General features: G+C 68.7%; 9 protein-coding genes, 1 tRNA gene and 1 rRNA gene. 1 reads left to right on the top strand and 10 read right to left on the bottom strand.

Annotated features, from left to right (window positions below; translation table 11 throughout):
• Positions 1–78: 78 nt before the first annotated feature.
• From AC07FA_RS20485 to AC07FA_RS20520, 8 genes are all read right to left on the bottom strand, one after another.
• On the bottom strand, positions 79–462 hold the full coding sequence (locus tag AC07FA_RS20485) for a helix-turn-helix domain-containing protein (protein WP_003965837.1): 384 nt from the start codon (positions 460–462) through the stop codon (positions 79–81).
• Between the two features lie 109 nt (positions 463–571).
• Positions 572–1,081 (bottom strand): CinA family protein, encoded by a 510-nt coding sequence (locus tag AC07FA_RS20490; RefSeq protein WP_479077211.1) that lies wholly within the window; start codon positions 1,079–1,081, stop codon positions 572–574.
• Positions 1,078–1,854, bottom strand: coding sequence for a CDP-diacylglycerol--glycerol-3-phosphate 3-phosphatidyltransferase (pgsA, locus tag AC07FA_RS20495; RefSeq protein WP_479077213.1), 777 nt, complete (start codon positions 1,852–1,854; stop codon positions 1,078–1,080). The genes AC07FA_RS20490 and pgsA overlap by 4 nt, the downstream gene beginning before the upstream one ends.
• Positions 1,851–3,338, bottom strand: a complete 1,488-nt coding sequence (gene rimO, locus AC07FA_RS20500) for a 30S ribosomal protein S12 methylthiotransferase RimO (protein WP_479077215.1) — start codon at positions 3,336–3,338, stop codon at positions 1,851–1,853. The genes pgsA and rimO overlap by 4 nt, the downstream gene beginning before the upstream one ends.
• A 129-nt stretch (positions 3,339–3,467) precedes the next feature.
• The gene (locus tag AC07FA_RS20505) at positions 3,468–4,268 is read right to left on the bottom strand and encodes a helix-turn-helix domain-containing protein (RefSeq protein WP_479077217.1); all 801 of its coding nucleotides are present in this window, start codon (positions 4,266–4,268) and stop codon (positions 3,468–3,470) included.
• Between the two features lie 200 nt (positions 4,269–4,468).
• On the bottom strand, positions 4,469–7,243 hold the full coding sequence (locus AC07FA_RS20510; RefSeq protein ID WP_479077218.1) for a DNA translocase FtsK: 2,775 nt from the start codon (positions 7,241–7,243) through the stop codon (positions 4,469–4,471).
• Between the two features lie 192 nt (positions 7,244–7,435).
• Positions 7,436–8,119: a response regulator gene (locus AC07FA_RS20515; protein ID WP_479077219.1), complete on the bottom strand. Its 684-nt coding sequence runs from the start codon at positions 8,117–8,119 to the stop codon at positions 7,436–7,438.
• A gap of 244 nt (positions 8,120–8,363) precedes the next feature.
• On the bottom strand, positions 8,364–13,814 hold the full coding sequence (locus tag AC07FA_RS20520) for a HAMP domain-containing protein (protein ID WP_479077220.1): 5,451 nt from the start codon (positions 13,812–13,814) through the stop codon (positions 8,364–8,366).
• A 401-nt stretch (positions 13,815–14,215) separates the two neighbouring features.
• On the opposite strand from AC07FA_RS20520, the gene AC07FA_RS20525 reads away from it, so the two are divergent.
• Positions 14,216–16,840: a SpoIIE family protein phosphatase gene (locus AC07FA_RS20525; RefSeq protein WP_479077221.1), complete on the top strand. Its 2,625-nt coding sequence runs from the start codon at positions 14,216–14,218 to the stop codon at positions 16,838–16,840.
• 60 nt (positions 16,841–16,900) lie between these two features.
• Here the strand turns inward: AC07FA_RS20525 and AC07FA_RS20530 are convergent.
• Both AC07FA_RS20530 and rrf read right to left on the bottom strand, forming a co-directional pair.
• A tRNA-Thr gene (locus tag AC07FA_RS20530) sits at positions 16,901–16,973 on the bottom strand.
• Between the two features lie 204 nt (positions 16,974–17,177).
• Positions 17,178–17,269, bottom strand: a 5S ribosomal RNA gene (gene rrf / locus AC07FA_RS20535); the annotation flags it as partial.

The following is a 17,269-nucleotide window of genomic DNA, read 5'->3' on the forward strand; positions in this document are numbered from 1 at the left end:
GAAGCCAGAGAAAACCAGAAGCCCCGGTCCACCCCTGAGGGGTCGACCGGGGCTCCGGTTCACGCATGACCGCGCGGATCAGGCGGCGACGACATCCACCGCTTCCGCGGGCGCCTTGATGGTCACCCGGCCCGACGGCACACCTGCCACCGACGAGACGGAGACGGAATTGAGCATCGGGCGTACCGGTACAGGTACCGGATCACTGGCTGCTGCCGACTCGGCCAGTTCAGCCAGCGACAGTTCATCGCTCACTTCACGCATGAGCTCGGACATCCGTACGTCAAGCGCGTCGCAAATCGCGGAGAGCAGCTCGGAGGATGCCTCCTTCTGCCCCCGCTCCACCTCGGACAGATAACCGAGCGAGACCCGGGCGGACGAGGAGACTTCGCGCAGAGTACGGCCTTGGCGCTGGCGCTGCCGACGCAGCACGTCACCAAGCAGGCGACGGAGCAGAATCATCGGTGGCTCCCTCCTCGGACCGCGTAGCCGCATCCTTCACGCCCCACCGTACCGCCTTGCGCCGCGGCCGTGCGGGGAGCGATGTCGTGTTCACTCAGGGCTGCAAACATCAATTCCCCCCGATCTGTTCCGTATCCTGTGCCCTCGCATTTTCACCGAGTTCTCCGGACAGCAGTTCGAGCACGCTCCGTACGCTCTCTCTACGGATGTCCGCCCGCCCGCCGTTCAACCGCAACGCGGCGACTTTCTCCACGCCCCCAGGCCCCGAAACCGCCACATACACCGTGCCGACCGGCCGGCCGTCCTGCTCCTCCGGGCCCGCGACGCCGGTCGTCGAGATGCCCCAGTCCGCGCCCAGCACCCGCCGTACCCCGGCAGCCATGCCCAGGGCCACATCGGCGTCGACCGCGCCGCGGTCGGCCAGGAGGGGCCCGTCGACGCCCAGCACATCCCTCTTGAGGGCGGTGGCGTACGCCGTGACGGACCCGCGGAAGGACCGCGAGGCACCGGCCACGGAGGTGATCTCGGCCGCGACCAGACCGCCGGTCAGCGACTCGGCGACGGCAAGGGTCTCGCCGCGCTCCACAAGTCGCCCCAGCACCCGGGCCGCGGCGGTCACCGCTCGGCCTCCGCCGGGCCCCGTGCCTCGGCACCCGCACGGGAGGCGGCCGCGCCGGCCTCCACGTCCTCGGGGCTCTCCGCCCCCGGCACGTCGGCGGCGGACGTGACAGCCGCCAGGGCCGCGACCCGCTCGGCCGCGAGCCCCTTGCGCCGCAGCACCACGGCCTGGCGCACGTAGTCGAGGCCGGTGAGCACCGTCAGCGCGACGGCGATCATCATCATCCAGAAGCGGAGCGTCGCCAGCGGCCCCGTCAGCACCAGGACGTACATGCCCACGGCCGTGCCCTGGGCGAGCGTCTTCATCTTGCCGCCGCGGCTGGCCGGGATCACCGCGTGGCGGATCACCCAGAAGCGCATCAGCGTGATGCCCAGCTCACGGAAGAGGATCACGCCCGTGATCCACCAGGGCAGATCGCCCAGGACCGACAGACAGATCAGTGCCGCGCCCATGATCGCCTTGTCGGCGATCGGGTCGGCGATCTTCCCGAAGTCGGTGACCAGGTCGTACCTGCGTGCCAGGTGGCCGTCGAAGAGATCGGTGATCATCGCGACGGCGAACGCGGCCCAGGCGAAGGAGCGCCAGACCGGGTCGTAGCCGCCGTCGTGGAGCAGCAGCATCACGAAGCCGGGCACGAGCAGCAGCCGCACCATCGTGAGGATGTTGGCGATGTTCCACAGGCTGGCCTGGTTGACGGCCGTAGTGCCCAGCTTGCCGCCGCGGGCCGGCTTCGCGCCGGACCCGCCTGCCGCGGATGCCGGGACTCCGGTCATCTGGCCACCTCCGCGAGCTCGTGGTGTTCGGCCACGAGGTCCACTCCCTCGGTACCTACGACCTTTGCCTCGACCATAAGGCCCGGTACGAGACCCTCGCGTGTGGTGAAGACGACCTGTCCGTCCGTTTCGGGCGCCTGGTGTGCCCCACGGCCCACCGCGACCGGGCCGTCAGCGGCCTGGCCGTCCTCCTCGACGGACTCGACGAGCACCTGGAGGGTCTCGCCGATCCGCTCCTCGGCACGCTGCGAGGTCAGCTCCTCGGCCAGCTGCGAGATGTGGGCGAGCCGCTCGGCGATGACGTCGGCGTCCAGCTTGTTCTCGTAACCGACCGCTTCGGTGCCCTCCTCGTCGGAGTACCCGAAGACGCCGATGGCGTCCAGACGGGCTCCGGTGAGGAAGCGCTCCAGCTCGGCGAGATCGGCCTCGGTCTCGCCCGGGAAGCCCACGATGAAGTTCGACCGGGCACCGGCCTGCGGCGCCTTGCCGCGAATCGTGTCCAGGAGCTCCAGGAAACGGTCCGTGTCTCCGAAGCGGCGCATGGCCCTGAGCACATCGGGGGCGGAGTGCTGGAAGGAGAGGTCGAAGTACGGGGCGACCTTGGGCGTGGAGGTCAGGACGTCGATCAGGCCGGGCCGCATCTCGGCGGGCTGGAGGTAGCTGACCCTGATCCGCTCGATCCCCTCGACATCCGCGAGGTCCGGCAGAAGGGTCTCCAGGAGGCGGATGTCGCCGAGGTCCTTGCCGTACGAGGTGTTGTTCTCGGAGACGAGCATGACCTCCTTGACGCCCTGCTCGGCCAGCCACCGGGTCTCACCCAGGACGTCGGAGGGGCGCCGGGAGATGAACGAGCCGCGGAAGGACGGGATGGCGCAGAAGGAGCAGCGGCGGTCGCAGCCGGAGGCGAGCTTCACCGAGGCGACGGGGCTGGTGCCCAGCCGACGGCGCAGCGGGGCCCGCGGGCCGGAGACCGGGGCGACGCCCTCCGGCAGGTCCTCGGGGGCCGGGGCGATCTCCTGGGCGTGTCCGGGCAGGGACACGGAGGCGTCCTGGCGGTCGGCCGGGCTGATCGGCAGCAGCTTGCGCCGGTCGCGAGGCGTGTGCGAGGCGTGGATGCCACCGTTGAGGATGGTCTGGAGCCGGTCGGAGATATCGGCGTAGTCGTCGAATCCGAGCACCCCGTCCGCCTCCGGCAGGGCCTCCGCGAGATCCTTGCCGTAACGCTCGGCCATACAGCCGACGGCGACCACGGCCTGGGTTCTGCCGTGGTCCTTCAGATCATTGGCTTCGAGCAGGGCATCGACGGAGTCCTTCTTGGCGGCTTCGACGAACCCACAGGTGTTGACGACGGCGACATCCGCGTCGGAGGCGTTCTCGACGAGCTCCCAGCCGTCCGCTGCCAAGCGGCCTGCAAGCTCCTCCGAGTCCACCTCGTTACGGGCGCAGCCGAGAGTGACAAGGGCGACGGTACGGCGTTCGGGCATGGACTCAAGACTACTTTGTCCCGGCACTGGCCCCGCCGTGCAGGGTTCCCCCCTTACAGGCAGTGACAAAGACGGTGAGCGCCCGGCATAACCGCCGGACGCTCACCGAGGTGGAAGTGGAGGTCAGGGTCAGCCCGCTTCGGGATCGCCCTTGGTGTACGAGAGCCGCTCGACCTGTCCGGGCTCGAACTGGTCCTCGACCTTCTTGCCGTTGACGAAGAGCTCGATCGCCCCTGCGTCACCGAGGACGAGGTCGATGCGCTCCTTGTCCTGGAAGGTCTTGGACTGGCCCTGGAGCAGCAGCCCGTCGAAGAGCAGCCGCCCGTTGTGGTCCTTGGCGGAGATCCAGCTCTTGCCCTGTACGGCGCTGAGCTTGACCGTCACCTTGTCCCGCGGAGCCGCCGCGATGGCGCTCTCCGAGGGCACGGGCTTGGGGTCGGCCGGCTTGGTGTGGGTCGGCTTGGGTGTCGTCTTGTCGGGCGTCGAGCCCTCGGCGACCTGGGCCGTGCTCGGGCGTTCGTCCTCGCCGCTGAACAGCGTGAAGCCGACGAAGCCGACCACGACGACGATGGCCGCGACCATGGCCGCGGTCCAGTTGGGCCGTCGGGGTTCCGAACGGATGCGTTCGGCCTCGAACAGCGGCGCCGCGGGGGTGGGAACCGGACGGCCGCCGTGCTCGTCGTCGTACTGGGCGACCAGCGGATCCGGATCGAGACCGACGGCACGGGCGAGCGTACGGATGTGACCGCGCGCGTAGACGTCACCGCCGCAGCGCGAGAAGTCGTCCTCCTCGATCGCGTGCACGATGGGGATGCGCACCCGGGTGGAGCTGCTGACTTCCTCGACCGTCAAACCTGCGGCGATACGAGTCTGCTGGAGCACGCGACCGATCGAAGGCCGGTCGTCTTCGGGAGAGTTGCCGATGGACACGGGGGCGCCTTTCGAGCGTGAGCCACCTGCTGGGTGTTCAGTCTAGGGGGGGTACGAAAGGGTGGGGCAACCGGGAGACACGACTTTGTACGCCATCGGGTTCGCCGGACGCCCCTGCGGACGGGACGGAAGCGGAACATCCCCCCGTCCCTTCCCTCAACTTGACGTACGACCGGGCGAAACGGTTGCCCACAAAACCTCTACGAAGCGGTTTCCCCCCGGATGATGGCCAGCACCCCGTCGAGCTCGTCCGGTTTCACGAGCACGTCACGGGCCTTGGACCCTTCGCTCGGACCGACGATGTTGCGCGACTCCATGAGGTCCATCAGCCGGCCCGCCTTGGCGAAGCCGACCCGCAGCTTGCGCTGGAGCATCGAGGTCGACCCGAACTGTGTGGAGACGACCAGTTCGGCGGCCTGGCAGAGCAGATCCAGGTCGTCGCCGATGTCCTCGTCGATCTCCTTCTTCTGCTTGGTCCCGACGACGACGTCCTCGCGGAAGACCGGCGCCATCTGGTCCTTGCAGTGCTGGACGACGGCCGCGACCTCGTCCTCGGTGACGAACGCTCCCTGCATACGCGTGGGCTTGTTGGCCCCCATCGGCAGGAACAGTCCGTCACCCTTTCCGATGAGCTTTTCGGCACCGGGCTGATCGAGGATGACGCGGCTGTCGGCGAGCGAGGAGGTCGCGAAGGCCAGACGGGACGGCACGTTGGCCTTGATCAGACCGGTCACGACATCGACCGAGGGACGCTGCGTGGCGAGCACCAGGTGGATTCCGGCGGCACGGGCGAGCTGGGTGATGCGGACGATGGAGTCCTCCACGTCACGCGGCGCGACCATCATGAGGTCGGCGAGCTCGTCGACGATGACCAGCAGGTACGGGTACGGCGACAGCTCGCGCTCACTGCCCTCGGGCGCCTTGGCCTTGCCGTTGCGCACGGCGTGGTTGAAGTCGTCGATGTGCCGGTATCCGTACGCCGCGAGGTCGTCGTAGCGCAGATCCATCTCCCGCACCACCCACTGAAGCGCCTCGGCGGCCTTCTTGGGGTTGGTGATGATGGGGGTGATGAGGTGGGGGATGCCCTCGTACGCGGTCAGCTCGACCCTCTTCGGGTCGACCAGCACCATGCGCACGTCCTCCGGGGTCGCCCGCACCATGACCGAGGTGATCAGACAGTTGATGCAGGAGGACTTGCCCGATCCGGTGGCGCCCGCGACCAGGACGTGCGGCATCTTCGCGAGGTTGGCCATCTCGTAGCCGCCCTCGACGTTCTTGCCGAGTGCGACCAGCATCGGATGGTCGTCCTCCGCCGCGTCCGCGAGACGCAGGACGTCGCCCAGGTTGACCATCTCGCGGTCGGAGTTGGGGATCTCGATGCCGACGGCGGACTTGCCCGGGATCGGGGAGATGATCCGGACGTCCGGGCTCGCCACGGCGTACGCGATGTTCTTGGTGAGGGCGGTGATCCGCTCGACCTTGACGGCCGGGCCGAGCTCCACCTCGTACCGCGTGACCGTCGGGCCACGGGTGAAGCCCGTGACGGCCGCGTCGACCTTGAACTCCATGAACACGTTCGTCAGCGAGGCCACGACCACGTCGTTGGCGGCGCTGCGCGTCTTGCCGGGCCCACCGCGCTCCAGCAGGTCGAGCGAGGGCAGGGAGTACGTGATGTCGCCGGAGAGCTGGAGCTGCTCGGCGCGCGTGGGCAGCGACTCGGAGCGCTCGGGAGCCGGCTTGGTCAGATCGGGTACGCCGCCGGACGGCGACGCCACCTTCTCACCGGGCCTGAACTTCTCACCGGCCCGGGGCTTCTCCGCCTCGCGGGCCCCGGGCACCGGCGTACCGGACCGCTCACGGCCGCGGTCACGGTCGACGGAGACGCCCTGCGTCAGATCGGCGACGACCGGCGAGGGCGGCATGCCGTTCAGTACCGCGCCGTCGAGCGCCGCCGCGGCGGCGGCCGCGACGTCCACGGCGTCCATGGTGCGGTTCATGGCGGGCTGCACGGACGGCCTGCGCGGCCGTCGTCGCTTGGAGAGCGCCGCCGACTCGGCGTGATCGGGGTCGTGCTCCGCATCCGCCGCGGCGCGCCGTGCGGAGCGCCGCGACCGCTCGGGCAGCGCTTCACGCCACTGCTCGTCGTACCGGTCGTCGTCGCTGCCGCCCTCCGCGCCCGGCGCGTACACCGGCTCGATGATGCCCAGCTTCACGCCGAGCGCGCGCAACCGCTGAGGAATCGCGTTGACCGGCGTCGCGGTGACGACGAGCAGACCGAACACGGTCAGGAGCAGGAGCAGCGGTACGGCGAGCACGTCGCCCATGGTGAAGATCAGCGGCTTGGACGCGGCCCACCCGATCAGGCCGCCCGCGTCCTGCATCGCTTCCGTACCGTCCTCGCGGCCGGGTGACCCGCAGGCGATGTGGACCTGCCCGAGCACCCCGAGCACGAGGGCGGACAGGCCAATGACGATGCGGCCGTTGGCCTCGGGCTTCTCGGGATAGAGGATCAGCCGTACGGCGACGGCGCCCAGCAGTATCGGTACGAGCAGATCGAGCCGGCCGAACGCCCCGGTGACCAGCATCTCGACGAGGTCGCCGACGGGCCCGCGCAGATTCGACCAGGTGCCGGCGGCCACGATCAGCGCGAGACCGAGCAGCAGGAGCGCGAGTCCGTCCTTGCGGTGGGCGGGGTCGAGTCCCTTCGCGCCACGCCCTATGGAGCGGAACATCGCTCCGATGCCGTGCGCGAGCCCGAGCCAGACGGCGCGAACGAGGCGGTAGATGCCCCCGGTCGGGGACGGCGCGGGCTTGGGCGCGGCCTTCCTGGCAGGCGCTTTCCTGGGCGGCGCGCTCTTCTTCGGGGCGGACTTCTTGGCGGGCGCGGCTTTCTTCGCCGGCCCCTGGGTACGGCCGACGCGCTTCGCGGTGCCCGCCGTGCCCTGGGAACCCTTGCCGGACGTACGTGAGGCCATGGGCCAGAGGTTACCGGTGTCGACGCCGGTGGACACGTGTGCCTACTGCTTCACCCGACCGTGTCGCCGTACAGGGGCCGGAAACTGACGCGCGTTCATGCCATACGGAAGTCTGGGGCCCTGCGGAAGCCTGTGGGCCCTACGGGAGCCTGGCGGGCCCGTCCGGCTCGGACGGGGCCGCAGCGCCCGGTCTCAGCCCTGGGAGGGCAGGACGGCCGTGGAGCCGCCGGTACCCGGTTCCAGCGCGTCCAGCGCGCGGCGGAGGCCGGTGAGCTTGCGTTCCAGATGGGCCGCCGTCGCCACGGCCGCCGCGTCCGCCGACTCGTCGTCGAGCTGCTTGGAAAGCGCTTCCGCCTGCTCCTCGACAGCCGCGAGCCGCGCGGAGAGTTCGGCCAGCAGACCGGCCGGCTCCTTCTCGTGGGCGGCGCCCGCGTGGCCGCTGCCCTCCAGCTGGAGCCGCAGGAGAGCGGCCTGCTCGCGCAGCTGACAGTTCTTCATGTACAGCTCGACGAAGACCGAGACCTTGGCGCGCAGCACCCAGGGGTCGAACGGCTTCGAGATGTAGTCGACCGCACCCGCCGCGTAACCCCTGAAGGTGTGATGCGGACCGTGGTTGATCGCGGTGAGGAAGATGATCGGGATGTCCCGGGTCCGCTCCCGCCGCTTGATGTGCGCGGCGGTTTCGAAACCGTCCATGCCTGGCATCTGGACGTCCAGCAGAATGACCGCGAAGTCGTCCGTGAGCAGCGCTTTGAGCGCTTCCTCCCCTGACGATGCCCGTACCAGTGTCTGATCGAGCGCAGAGAGGATGGCCTCCAGCGCCAGCAGATTCTCCGGCCGGTCATCGACCAGGAGGATCTTGGCCTTCTGCACCATGGCCCGTCCTCCTCGCCCCGGAATCGCACCGGGTGCCGCCCCAGGGGACGACTCCCTTACGCCGTCCGTCCTTGTGCCGGTCATGGTAGCCGCACCCCGCCCGTCACCACACCCTGTCACCGCGATGTCACTGTGCACGTACCGAAAACGCGGTGGGAGACCAGAAGGTTCCCCGGATCCCCCGTACTCACACCCGTTCAGACACAGTCGATCAGCAACTCATCGCGATTCTTTCAATTTGTCATCACTCTCCGCGCATCCACTGCTCCATGACAGACAGCAAGTGATCAGGATCGACCGGCTTGGTGACATAGTCGGAAGCCCCGCAGTCGATCGCCTTCTCCCGGTCACCCTTCATCGCCTTCGCGGTGAGCGCGACGATCGGCAGACCGGCGAACTGCGGCATCCTGCGGATCGCCGTGGTCGTCGCGTAACCGTCCATCTCGGGCATCATGATGTCCATCAGCACGACCGTCACATCGTCGTGCTGTTCCAGGACCTCGATACCCTCGCGGCCGTTCTCCGCGTACAGCACCGACAGACCGTGCTGCTCCAGCACACTGGTGAGCGCGAAGACGTTACGGATGTCGTCGTCGACGATCAGCACCTTCTCGCCATGGAACCGGAACGTCCGCCGCGGCTCCTGCTCCTCCTGACCCGCCGGCGCACCCTGCACCCACTCCTCGTGCGCGGCGCCCCCAGCGCTCTGCTGCCGGCCGGCCGGCAGAGCGGTCTGCCGTCCGGACCCGCCCAGGGCCTTGCGCCGCCGCCGGAACATCCCGGCGGTGCCGGCGGGATCACCCAGCGGCAGCTCCGACCCGGCCGGGTGGCCGGCCGGTGCCTCCGCACGCAGGCCGTTCTCGATCGCGTTGCCATGCGCCTCGATGGGGCCCGGCCCCATCTGCGGATAACCCTGCGCCGGCAGTTCGCTCGCGTGCAGCGGCAGATAGAGCGTGAAGGTGGAACCCCGGCCCGGCTCGCTCGCCGCATGGATCTCACCGCCCAGCAGCCGGGCGATCTCCCGGCTGATGGAGAGGCCGAGGCCCGTACCGCCGTACTTACGGCTGGTCGTCCCGTCCGCCTGCTTGAACGCCTCGAAGATCACCAGCATCTTGCTGGACGCGATCCCGATACCGGTGTCGGTGACCGAGAACGCGATCAGATCGGCGTCCGCGTCGCGCAGCGAACCCGACTCCAGCAGATGCTCCTTGATGGAGTTGGGCACATCGGCGCCGGCCGGCCTGATCACCAGCTCGACGGCCCCGCTGTCGGTGAACTTCACCGCGTTGGACAGGAGGTTGCGCAGCACCTGGAGGAGCCGCTGCTCGTCCGTGTGCAGCGTGGCGGGAAGCTCAGGCGACACCCGTACGGAGAAGTCGAGCCCCTTCTCCGCGGTGAGCGGCCGGAACGTCGCCTCCACGTAGTCGACCAGCTGGACCAGGGCGATCCGGGTCGGACTGACATCCATCTTGCCCGCCTCGACCTTCGAGAGGTCGAGGATGTCGTTGATCAGCTGGAGCAGGTCGGAACCTGCCCCGTGGATCGTCTCGGCGAACTCGACCTGCTTCGGCGAGAGATTGCCCTCGGCGTTGTCCGCGAGCAGCTTGGCCAGGATCAGCAGCGAGTTGAGGGGCGTACGCAACTCGTGCGACATGTTCGCCAGGAACTCGGACTTGTAGCGCATGGAGACCGCGAGCTGCTCCGCGCGCTCCTCCAGCACCTGCCGGGCCTCCTCGATCTCGGTGTTCTTCACCTCGATGTCCCGGTTCTGCCGGGCCAGCAGCTCGGCCTTCTCCTCCAGTTCGGCGTTGGACGCCTGAAGAGCCTTCTGCCGGTTCTCCAACTCCTGCGAGCGGTCCCGGAGTTGCTCGGTCAGCTCCTGCGACTGCTCAAGGAGCTTCTCCGTCTTGGTGTTGACGCTGATCGTGTTGACACTCGTCGCGATCATCTCGGCGAGCTGGTTGAGGAAGTCCCGCTGAATGTGCGTGAACGGCTGGAACGAGGCCAGCTCGATCACACCGAGGACCTTGCCCTCGAAGAGCACCGGCAGCACGATCACATGCGCGGGCGGGGCCTCACCGAGACCGGAGGAGATCTTCAGATAACCGGGCGGCACGTTGTCCACCTGGATCGTCCGCTTCTCCTCGGCAGCCGTCCCGATGAGCGTCTCACCGGGCCGGAAGGACGTCGGCATCGAACCCGCCGAGTAGCCGTAACTGCCGCGCATGCGCAGCTCGTACGCGCTCTCCCTGCCGTCGTCCGCGCCCACCTCGTCGGTGTCTCCGGGCGCCATGGCCAGGAAGAACGCGCCGTGCTGGGCCGAGACCACCGGAGTCAGCTCGCTCATGATCAGCGACGCCACGTCGTCCAGATCGCGGCGGCCCTGCATCAGACCGGAGATCCGGGCGAGATTGCCCTTGAGCCAGTCCTGCTCCTTGTTGGCGAGGGTGGTGTCACGCAGGTTCGCGATCATGGTGTTGATGTTGTCCTGCAACACCTGGATCTCGCCGGCCGCGTCCACGTCGATCTTGAGATTGAGGTCACCACGGGTCACCGCGGTCGCGACGGCCGCGATGGCGCGCACCTGCCGGGTGAGGTTGCCGGCCATCTCGTTCACCGACTCGGTGAGGTCACGCCAGGTGCCGTCCACGTCCCGGACCCGGGCCTGGCCGCCCAACTGCCCCTCGGTGCCCACTTCCCGGGCCACCCGGGTCACCTGCTCGGCGAACGACGACAGCTGATCCACCATCGTGTTGATGGTGTTCTTCAGCTCCTGGATCTCACCCCGCGCGTCGATGTCGATCTTCTTGGTGAGATCGCCCTTGGCGATGGCCGTGGTGACGGTCGCGATCTGCCGCACCTGTCCGGTCAGGTTGGACGCCATCGAGTTCACCGACTCGGTGAGGTCCTTCCACGTACCGGAGACACCCGGCACCCGTGCCTGCCCGCCCAGCTCGCCTTCCGTGCCCACCTCGCGCGCCACCCGCGTCACCTCGTCCGCGAACGAGGACAGCGTCGTCACCATGGTGTTCACGGTGTCCGCGAGCTCGGCGACCTCGCCGCGCGCCTCGACCGTGACCTTCTTGGTCAGATCGCCGTTGGCGACGGCGGACGAGACACGCGAGATGTTGCGCACCTGACTGGTCAGGTTGTTGGCCATCAGGTTGACGTTGTCGCTGAGGTCCTTCCAGATGCCCGTCGCACCACGCACCCGGGCCTGACCGCCCAGGATGCCCTCGGTGCCCACCTCACGGGCGACCCTGGTCACCTCGTCGGCGAAGTTCAGCAGCTGGTCGACCATCGTGTTGACGGTCGTCACCAGTTCGAGGATCTCGCCCTTGGCGTCAACGGTGATCTTCTTGGAGAGGTCACCCTTGGCGACCGCCGTGGTGACCTCGGCGATGTTGCGCACCTGCATGGTCAGGTTGTTCGCCATGCCGTTGACGGACTGGGTGAGGTCCTTCCACGTACCGGACACACCCTGCACCTCGGCCTGACCGCCCAGGATGCCTTCCGTACCCACCTCACGGGCGACCCTGGTCACCTGCTCGGCGAAGTTGGACAGCTGGTCCACCATCGTGTTGAGGGTGTTCTTCAGCTCCAGGATCTCGCCCCGGGCGTCCACATCGATCTTCTGCGACAGATCACCCCGGGCCACCGCCGTGGCGACCTGGGCGATGTTACGGACCTGAGCGGTGAGGTTCCCCGCCATGCCGTTCACCGAATCGGTCAGATCACGCCACACGCCCGCCACACCGGGAACCTGCGCCTGACCGCCGAGCCGCCCGTCCGTGCCCACCTCACGGGCCACCCGGGTCACCTGCTCGGCAAAGGCGGAGAGCTGGTCCACCATCGTGTTGATGGTGTTCTTCAGCTCCAGGATCTCGCCCCGGGCGTCCACATCGATCTTCTGGGACAGATCGCCCCGGGCCACCGCCGTGGTCACCTGCGCGATCTGACGCACCTGGGAGGTCAGGTTCCCCGCCATGAAGTTGACGGAGTCGGTGAGCTCCTTCCACGTACCGGAGACACCGTCGACCCGCGCCTGTCCGCCGAGGCGGCCCTCCGTACCCACGTCCCGCGCCATCCGGGTCACCTGGTCGGCGAAGGACGACAGCTGCGCCACCATCGTGTTGACGGTGTTCTTCAGCTCCAGCATCTCGCCGGCCACATCGACCGTGACCTTCTGCGACAGGTCACCGTTCGCGACCGCCGTGGTCACCTGCGCGATGTCCCGCACCTGACCCGTCAGGTTCCGGAACGCCGTGTTCACCGAGTCCGTGAGGTCCTTCCACGTCCCCGCCGCACCCGGCACCTCGGCCTGCCCGCCGAGGCGGCCCTCGACGCCGACCTCCCGGGCGACCCGGGTCACCTCGGAACCGAAGGACTGGAGCTGGTCCACCATCGTGTTGACGGTGTTCTTCAGCTCCAGCATCTCGCCGGCCACATCGACGGTGACCTTCTGGGTCATATCGCCGCTGGCCACCGCGGTGGTCACCTGCGCGATGTCGCGCACCTGCGTCGTCAGGTTCCGGAAGACCGTGTTCACCGAGTCGGTGAGGTCCTTCCACGTCCCCGCGGCACCCGGCACCTGTGCCTGCCCGCCGAGCAGACCCTCGCCCCCGACCTCACTGGCGACCCGGGTGACCTCGTCCGCGAAGGTCCGCAGCGTCTCGGTCATCTGGTTGATGGTCTCGGCCAGCTGCGCGACCTCGCCGCGCGCGCTCACCGTGACCTTCTGGGACAGGTCACCATTGGCGACCGCCGTCGTCACCTCGGCGATACCGCGCACCTGGGAGGTCAGGTTCCCGGCCATCGTGTTGACGGAGTCGGTGAGGTCCTTCCACACCCCGGCCACACCCGGCACCGTGGCCTGACCGCCCAGCTCGCCCTCCGTGCCCACCTCACGAGCGACCCGGGTCACCTCGGAGGAGAACGACGACAGCTGGTCCACCATCGTGTTGACGGTGTTCTTCAGCTGAAGCATCTCGCCGGCCACATGAACGGTGACCTTCCGCGACAGATCACCCTTGGCGACCGCCGTCGTCACGAGAGCGATGTCACGCACCTGAGCGGTCAGCCGGTACGCCATGGTGTTCACGGAATCCGTGAGGTCTTTCCATGAACCGGACATACCGCGCACCTGCGCCTGTCCGCCCAGCTTGCCCTCGGTCCCCACCTCGACCGCGACCCGCGTCACCTGCTCGGTGAACGCCGACAGCTGGTCGACCAGGTTGTTGACCGTGCGCGCGACCTTCAGGAACTCACCGCGCAGCGGCCGCACGGTCTCGTCGGCCGTGTGCGACCGCAGCTCCATGCGTTGCTCGAGGTCACCGTCGGCGACCGCCGACAGCACCCGCCCGACCTCCGAGACCGGCCGCGCCAGATCGTCCACGAGCTCGTTGGACGCGTCGATGGCGGCCGCCCAGGACCCCTCACAGGCCCCGGTCTCCAGCCGCTCGGTGAGCTTTCCCTCACGTCCGACCACACGCCGGACACGAGCCAGCTCACCCGTGAGGTGCAGATTGCGGTCCGCGACCTCGTTGAAGACCGCCGCGATCTCGGTCAGCACGCCGTCGCCGGAGACGGTCAGCCGCCTGCGGAAGTTGCCGTCCCGCATCGCCACGAGGGCCGCGAGCAGTCTGTTCAGAGCTGCCGCGTCCACATCGATGGTCCCATTGCGCTGTTTTTTCACGGACTGTCCGCCTTTTGTGCGCGTGCCTGAACCCCGCGCCGCCACGCCAGACTCCACCGTGTCCCTCCCGCAGGGGTTGACCGTATCGCTCGGGCCTATCCGGAAGCTTGCCCAGATCTTGTTTGGCTCACCGCCACAGGACACCGTTGACGGGTGACCATGTGGACGTCAAATCGTTGAAACGTACCAGGCCGCGACAGGTCGGGGTGGAACCTCCGGGCCCCTACCCCCCATCCTCCTCCCCAAGCCCATAGTTGTGCGCCGGCGCACAGCCACCGGACCTCCTCCGTACCGAAGTCGGCCCTCGTGTACCCGGGACAGTGAGCGAGCGTCTAGCCTGGCTAGGCGAATCGAAGCGGCAAGTATCGGGCACAGGACTCGGGGAAGCGACGAGACACCATATGGGGAGTGCTGTGATCACCGCGCGCGCGGCTGCCACCTTCGAGCCGGTAGGGCGCTCGGTCGCGACCGCCCGTGCCTTTGTCCGTGACACCCTCCAGGGGTGGGGATACACCGACATCGTCGACGACGCCGTCGTCCTCACCAGCGAACTCGTCACCAACGCCGTCGTGCACGCGGGGACCGCGGCGGACGTCCTGTGCCTGCGCACGGAGGACGGCGTACGGATCGAGGTCTCCGACCACTACCCCGAGCGGGAGATCCCCCTCCAGGGCTCAGGCATGGACACCAGCCCGGAACGGGAGAGCGGCCGCGGCCTGCTGCTCTGCGCCGCACTCGCTTCCCGCTGGGGCGTCGAGTACACACCCGCGCACAAACACGTCTGGTTCCAACTCGACCTGCCCGAACGGCCCGTCGGCATCCGCTCCGCAGGCCCCGTCCTGCCCACGGCCCTGCTCCCCGTCACCGACGAACGGGTACGGGTGGCCGTCGTCCAGATCGACAGCACCGGCGCGGTCACCGCCTGGAACGACGACGCCACCTTCCTCTTCGGGCACGAGGCCGACCAGGTCACCGGCAAACAGCTCACCGACTTCGCCGCGTGGCCGCAGACCCCCGGCACGAGCACCGGCATCGCCGACGCGCTCCAGCTCTCCCGCTGGGAGGGCAGCTACGGATTCCGCGGCGCAGACGGCCGCGTCATCCCGGTCTACGCCTCGCACCTGCGGGTCCGCGACACCCAGGGCGAACCGTCCACGGTCTGCCTCCTCGTCCGCGACTACGAGCGTGCCGTCCTCCAGTCCCCCGTACGCACGCCGGTCACCGACACGGGCACCGAGAGCCGCACCACGGACCCCTTCGAGGTCTTCATCGGCTCCCCCGCCCCCGACGACCTCGACGGGCTGCTCCAGCGCACGGTCGAGCGGGCGCGCGACATGCTCGACGCCGACTCGGCGTTCCTGCTGCTCGCCACCGACGACGAGACCGAACTCGAGGTACGGGCCACGACCGGCCTCCCCTCGGCCCGCCAGCGCTTCGCCCGGGTCCCCGTCGAAGCCGGCACCGGACGGTACGGCTCCGCGAGAATGCCCGCCGTCCACGAAGACCTCACGGCGGTACCCGGCGCGGTCCCGCTGCTCAGCGACACGGGCATGCGGTCCGTCGTCACGGTGCCGCTGAAGGTCGAGGGACGCCTCACCGGCTCCCTGGGCGTCGCCGCCGAAGCACCCGGCCGCTACTCCAACGAGGAGGCACTGCGCCTCCAGTTCGCCGCCGACCGCATCGCCCTGGCCGTCGAGTCCGCCCGCCTCGGCGAGCTGGAACGGCTGCGCCGCGGTTCCCTGTCCTTCCTCGTCGAGGCGTCCGACCTGCTCGCAGGCACCCTCGACCGGGACCAGACCCTGGCCCTGATGGCCCAGATGACGGTCCCCACCCTGGCCACCTGGTGCGCCGTCTACACGATCGCGGACCAGTCGTCGGAGCCGTACCTCTCGTACGTCCTCCACGAGGACGAGGACCGCATCGACGGCCTCAAGGACCTGCTCTCCAAGATCGCCCCACCGGACCCGGTTCCGGCCCCCGGAGCACGCGTCTGGACGGCCCCGTCGCAGGCCGCTCACCGGGCGGCCCTCCACACGTCCACACGCAGCCTCGACCGAGACGCGCCTCTGAGCATGGGAATCGCGACGCGCACCATCCTCGCCACCGCGTCCGCGGTGGGCGGCGAGACGGTGGTACTCCCGCTGGTCGCCCGTAACCGCGTCATCGGCATGCTCACGCTGGGCAAGCCGTCGGACGACCACTTCCGCCAGGAGATCCTGGAACTGGCCGAGGACCTCTCCCGCCGGGCCGCGCTGGCACTCGACAACGCCCGCCTCTACTCGGAGCGCATGGCGATCAGCCAGTCGCTCCAGCGCAGCCTGCTGCCCCCGGGCCTGCCCGATGTGCCCAACGTGGAGATCGAGGTCATCTACCGGGCCGCCGGCGAGGGCAACGAGGTCGGGGGCGACTTCTACGACGTCTTCCCGATCCACGACGGCGCCTACGGCTTCGCCATCGGTGACGTCTGCGGTACGGGCCCCGAAGCCGCAGCGGTCACGGGCCTCGCCCGGCACGCCCTGCGCCTGCTGGCACGCGAGGGCTTCACCGGCCCCGCGGTCCTGGAGCGCCTGAACGCCGCCATCCTGGACGAGGGAACCCGCAGCCGCTTCCTCACGCTCCTGTACGGCGAGTTGTGGCCCCAGGAGGACGGCAGCGCGCTCCTGAAGGTGGTGTGCGCCGGTCACCCCCTGCCCCTGCGTCTGCGACAGGACGGCTCGGTCGTCGCGGCCGCGGAGCCTCAGCCCCTCCTGGGCGTCATCGAGGACCTGGAGCTGTACGAAGAGGAGCTCACCCTCGACCCGGGCGATGTCCTGCTGTGCGTCACCGACGGCGTGACCGAACGCCGCGAGGGCGCGCGCATGCTCGGTGACGACGGCCTGGCCGACGTCCTGGCCACGTGTACGGGCCTCACGGCCGGTGCGGTGGCGGCACGCATTCTGCGGGCCGTCGAGCGCTTCGCCGCCGAGCCGGCATCCGACGACATGGCCATCCTGGCCATGAGGGTGCCCGAGCCGCCGATGCTCTAGGGGCTACTCCTCCGGACACGAAAAAGGCCCCCGCCAGTGGCGGGGGCCTTTTCATTGATGAGCCCCAATGCGGAATCGAACCGCAGACCTTCTCCTTACCATGGAGACGCTCTACCGACTGAGCTATTGGGGCCTTGCTGCCCTGCGGCAACGAGCTAAAGCTTACCCTGAGATCGGGGGTTTGCAAAACCGTCGACCGGCCGTGCAAAACCGCCGATCGGCTGTGCAGGACCGCCGGCCACGACCAGCCAAGTCCGGCGCAACATGACCGGCGCAAACAGTACGGGAACGCAGAAAAGCCCCGTACCTTGCGGTACGGGGCTTTCCCGGAATAATTGTTCGGCGGCGTCCTACTCTCCCACAGGGTCCCCCCTGCAGTACCATCGGCGCTGAAAGGCTTAGCTTCCGGGTTCGGAATGTAACCGGGCG

Source organism: Streptomyces sp. NPDC045968 (assembly GCF_056430475.1).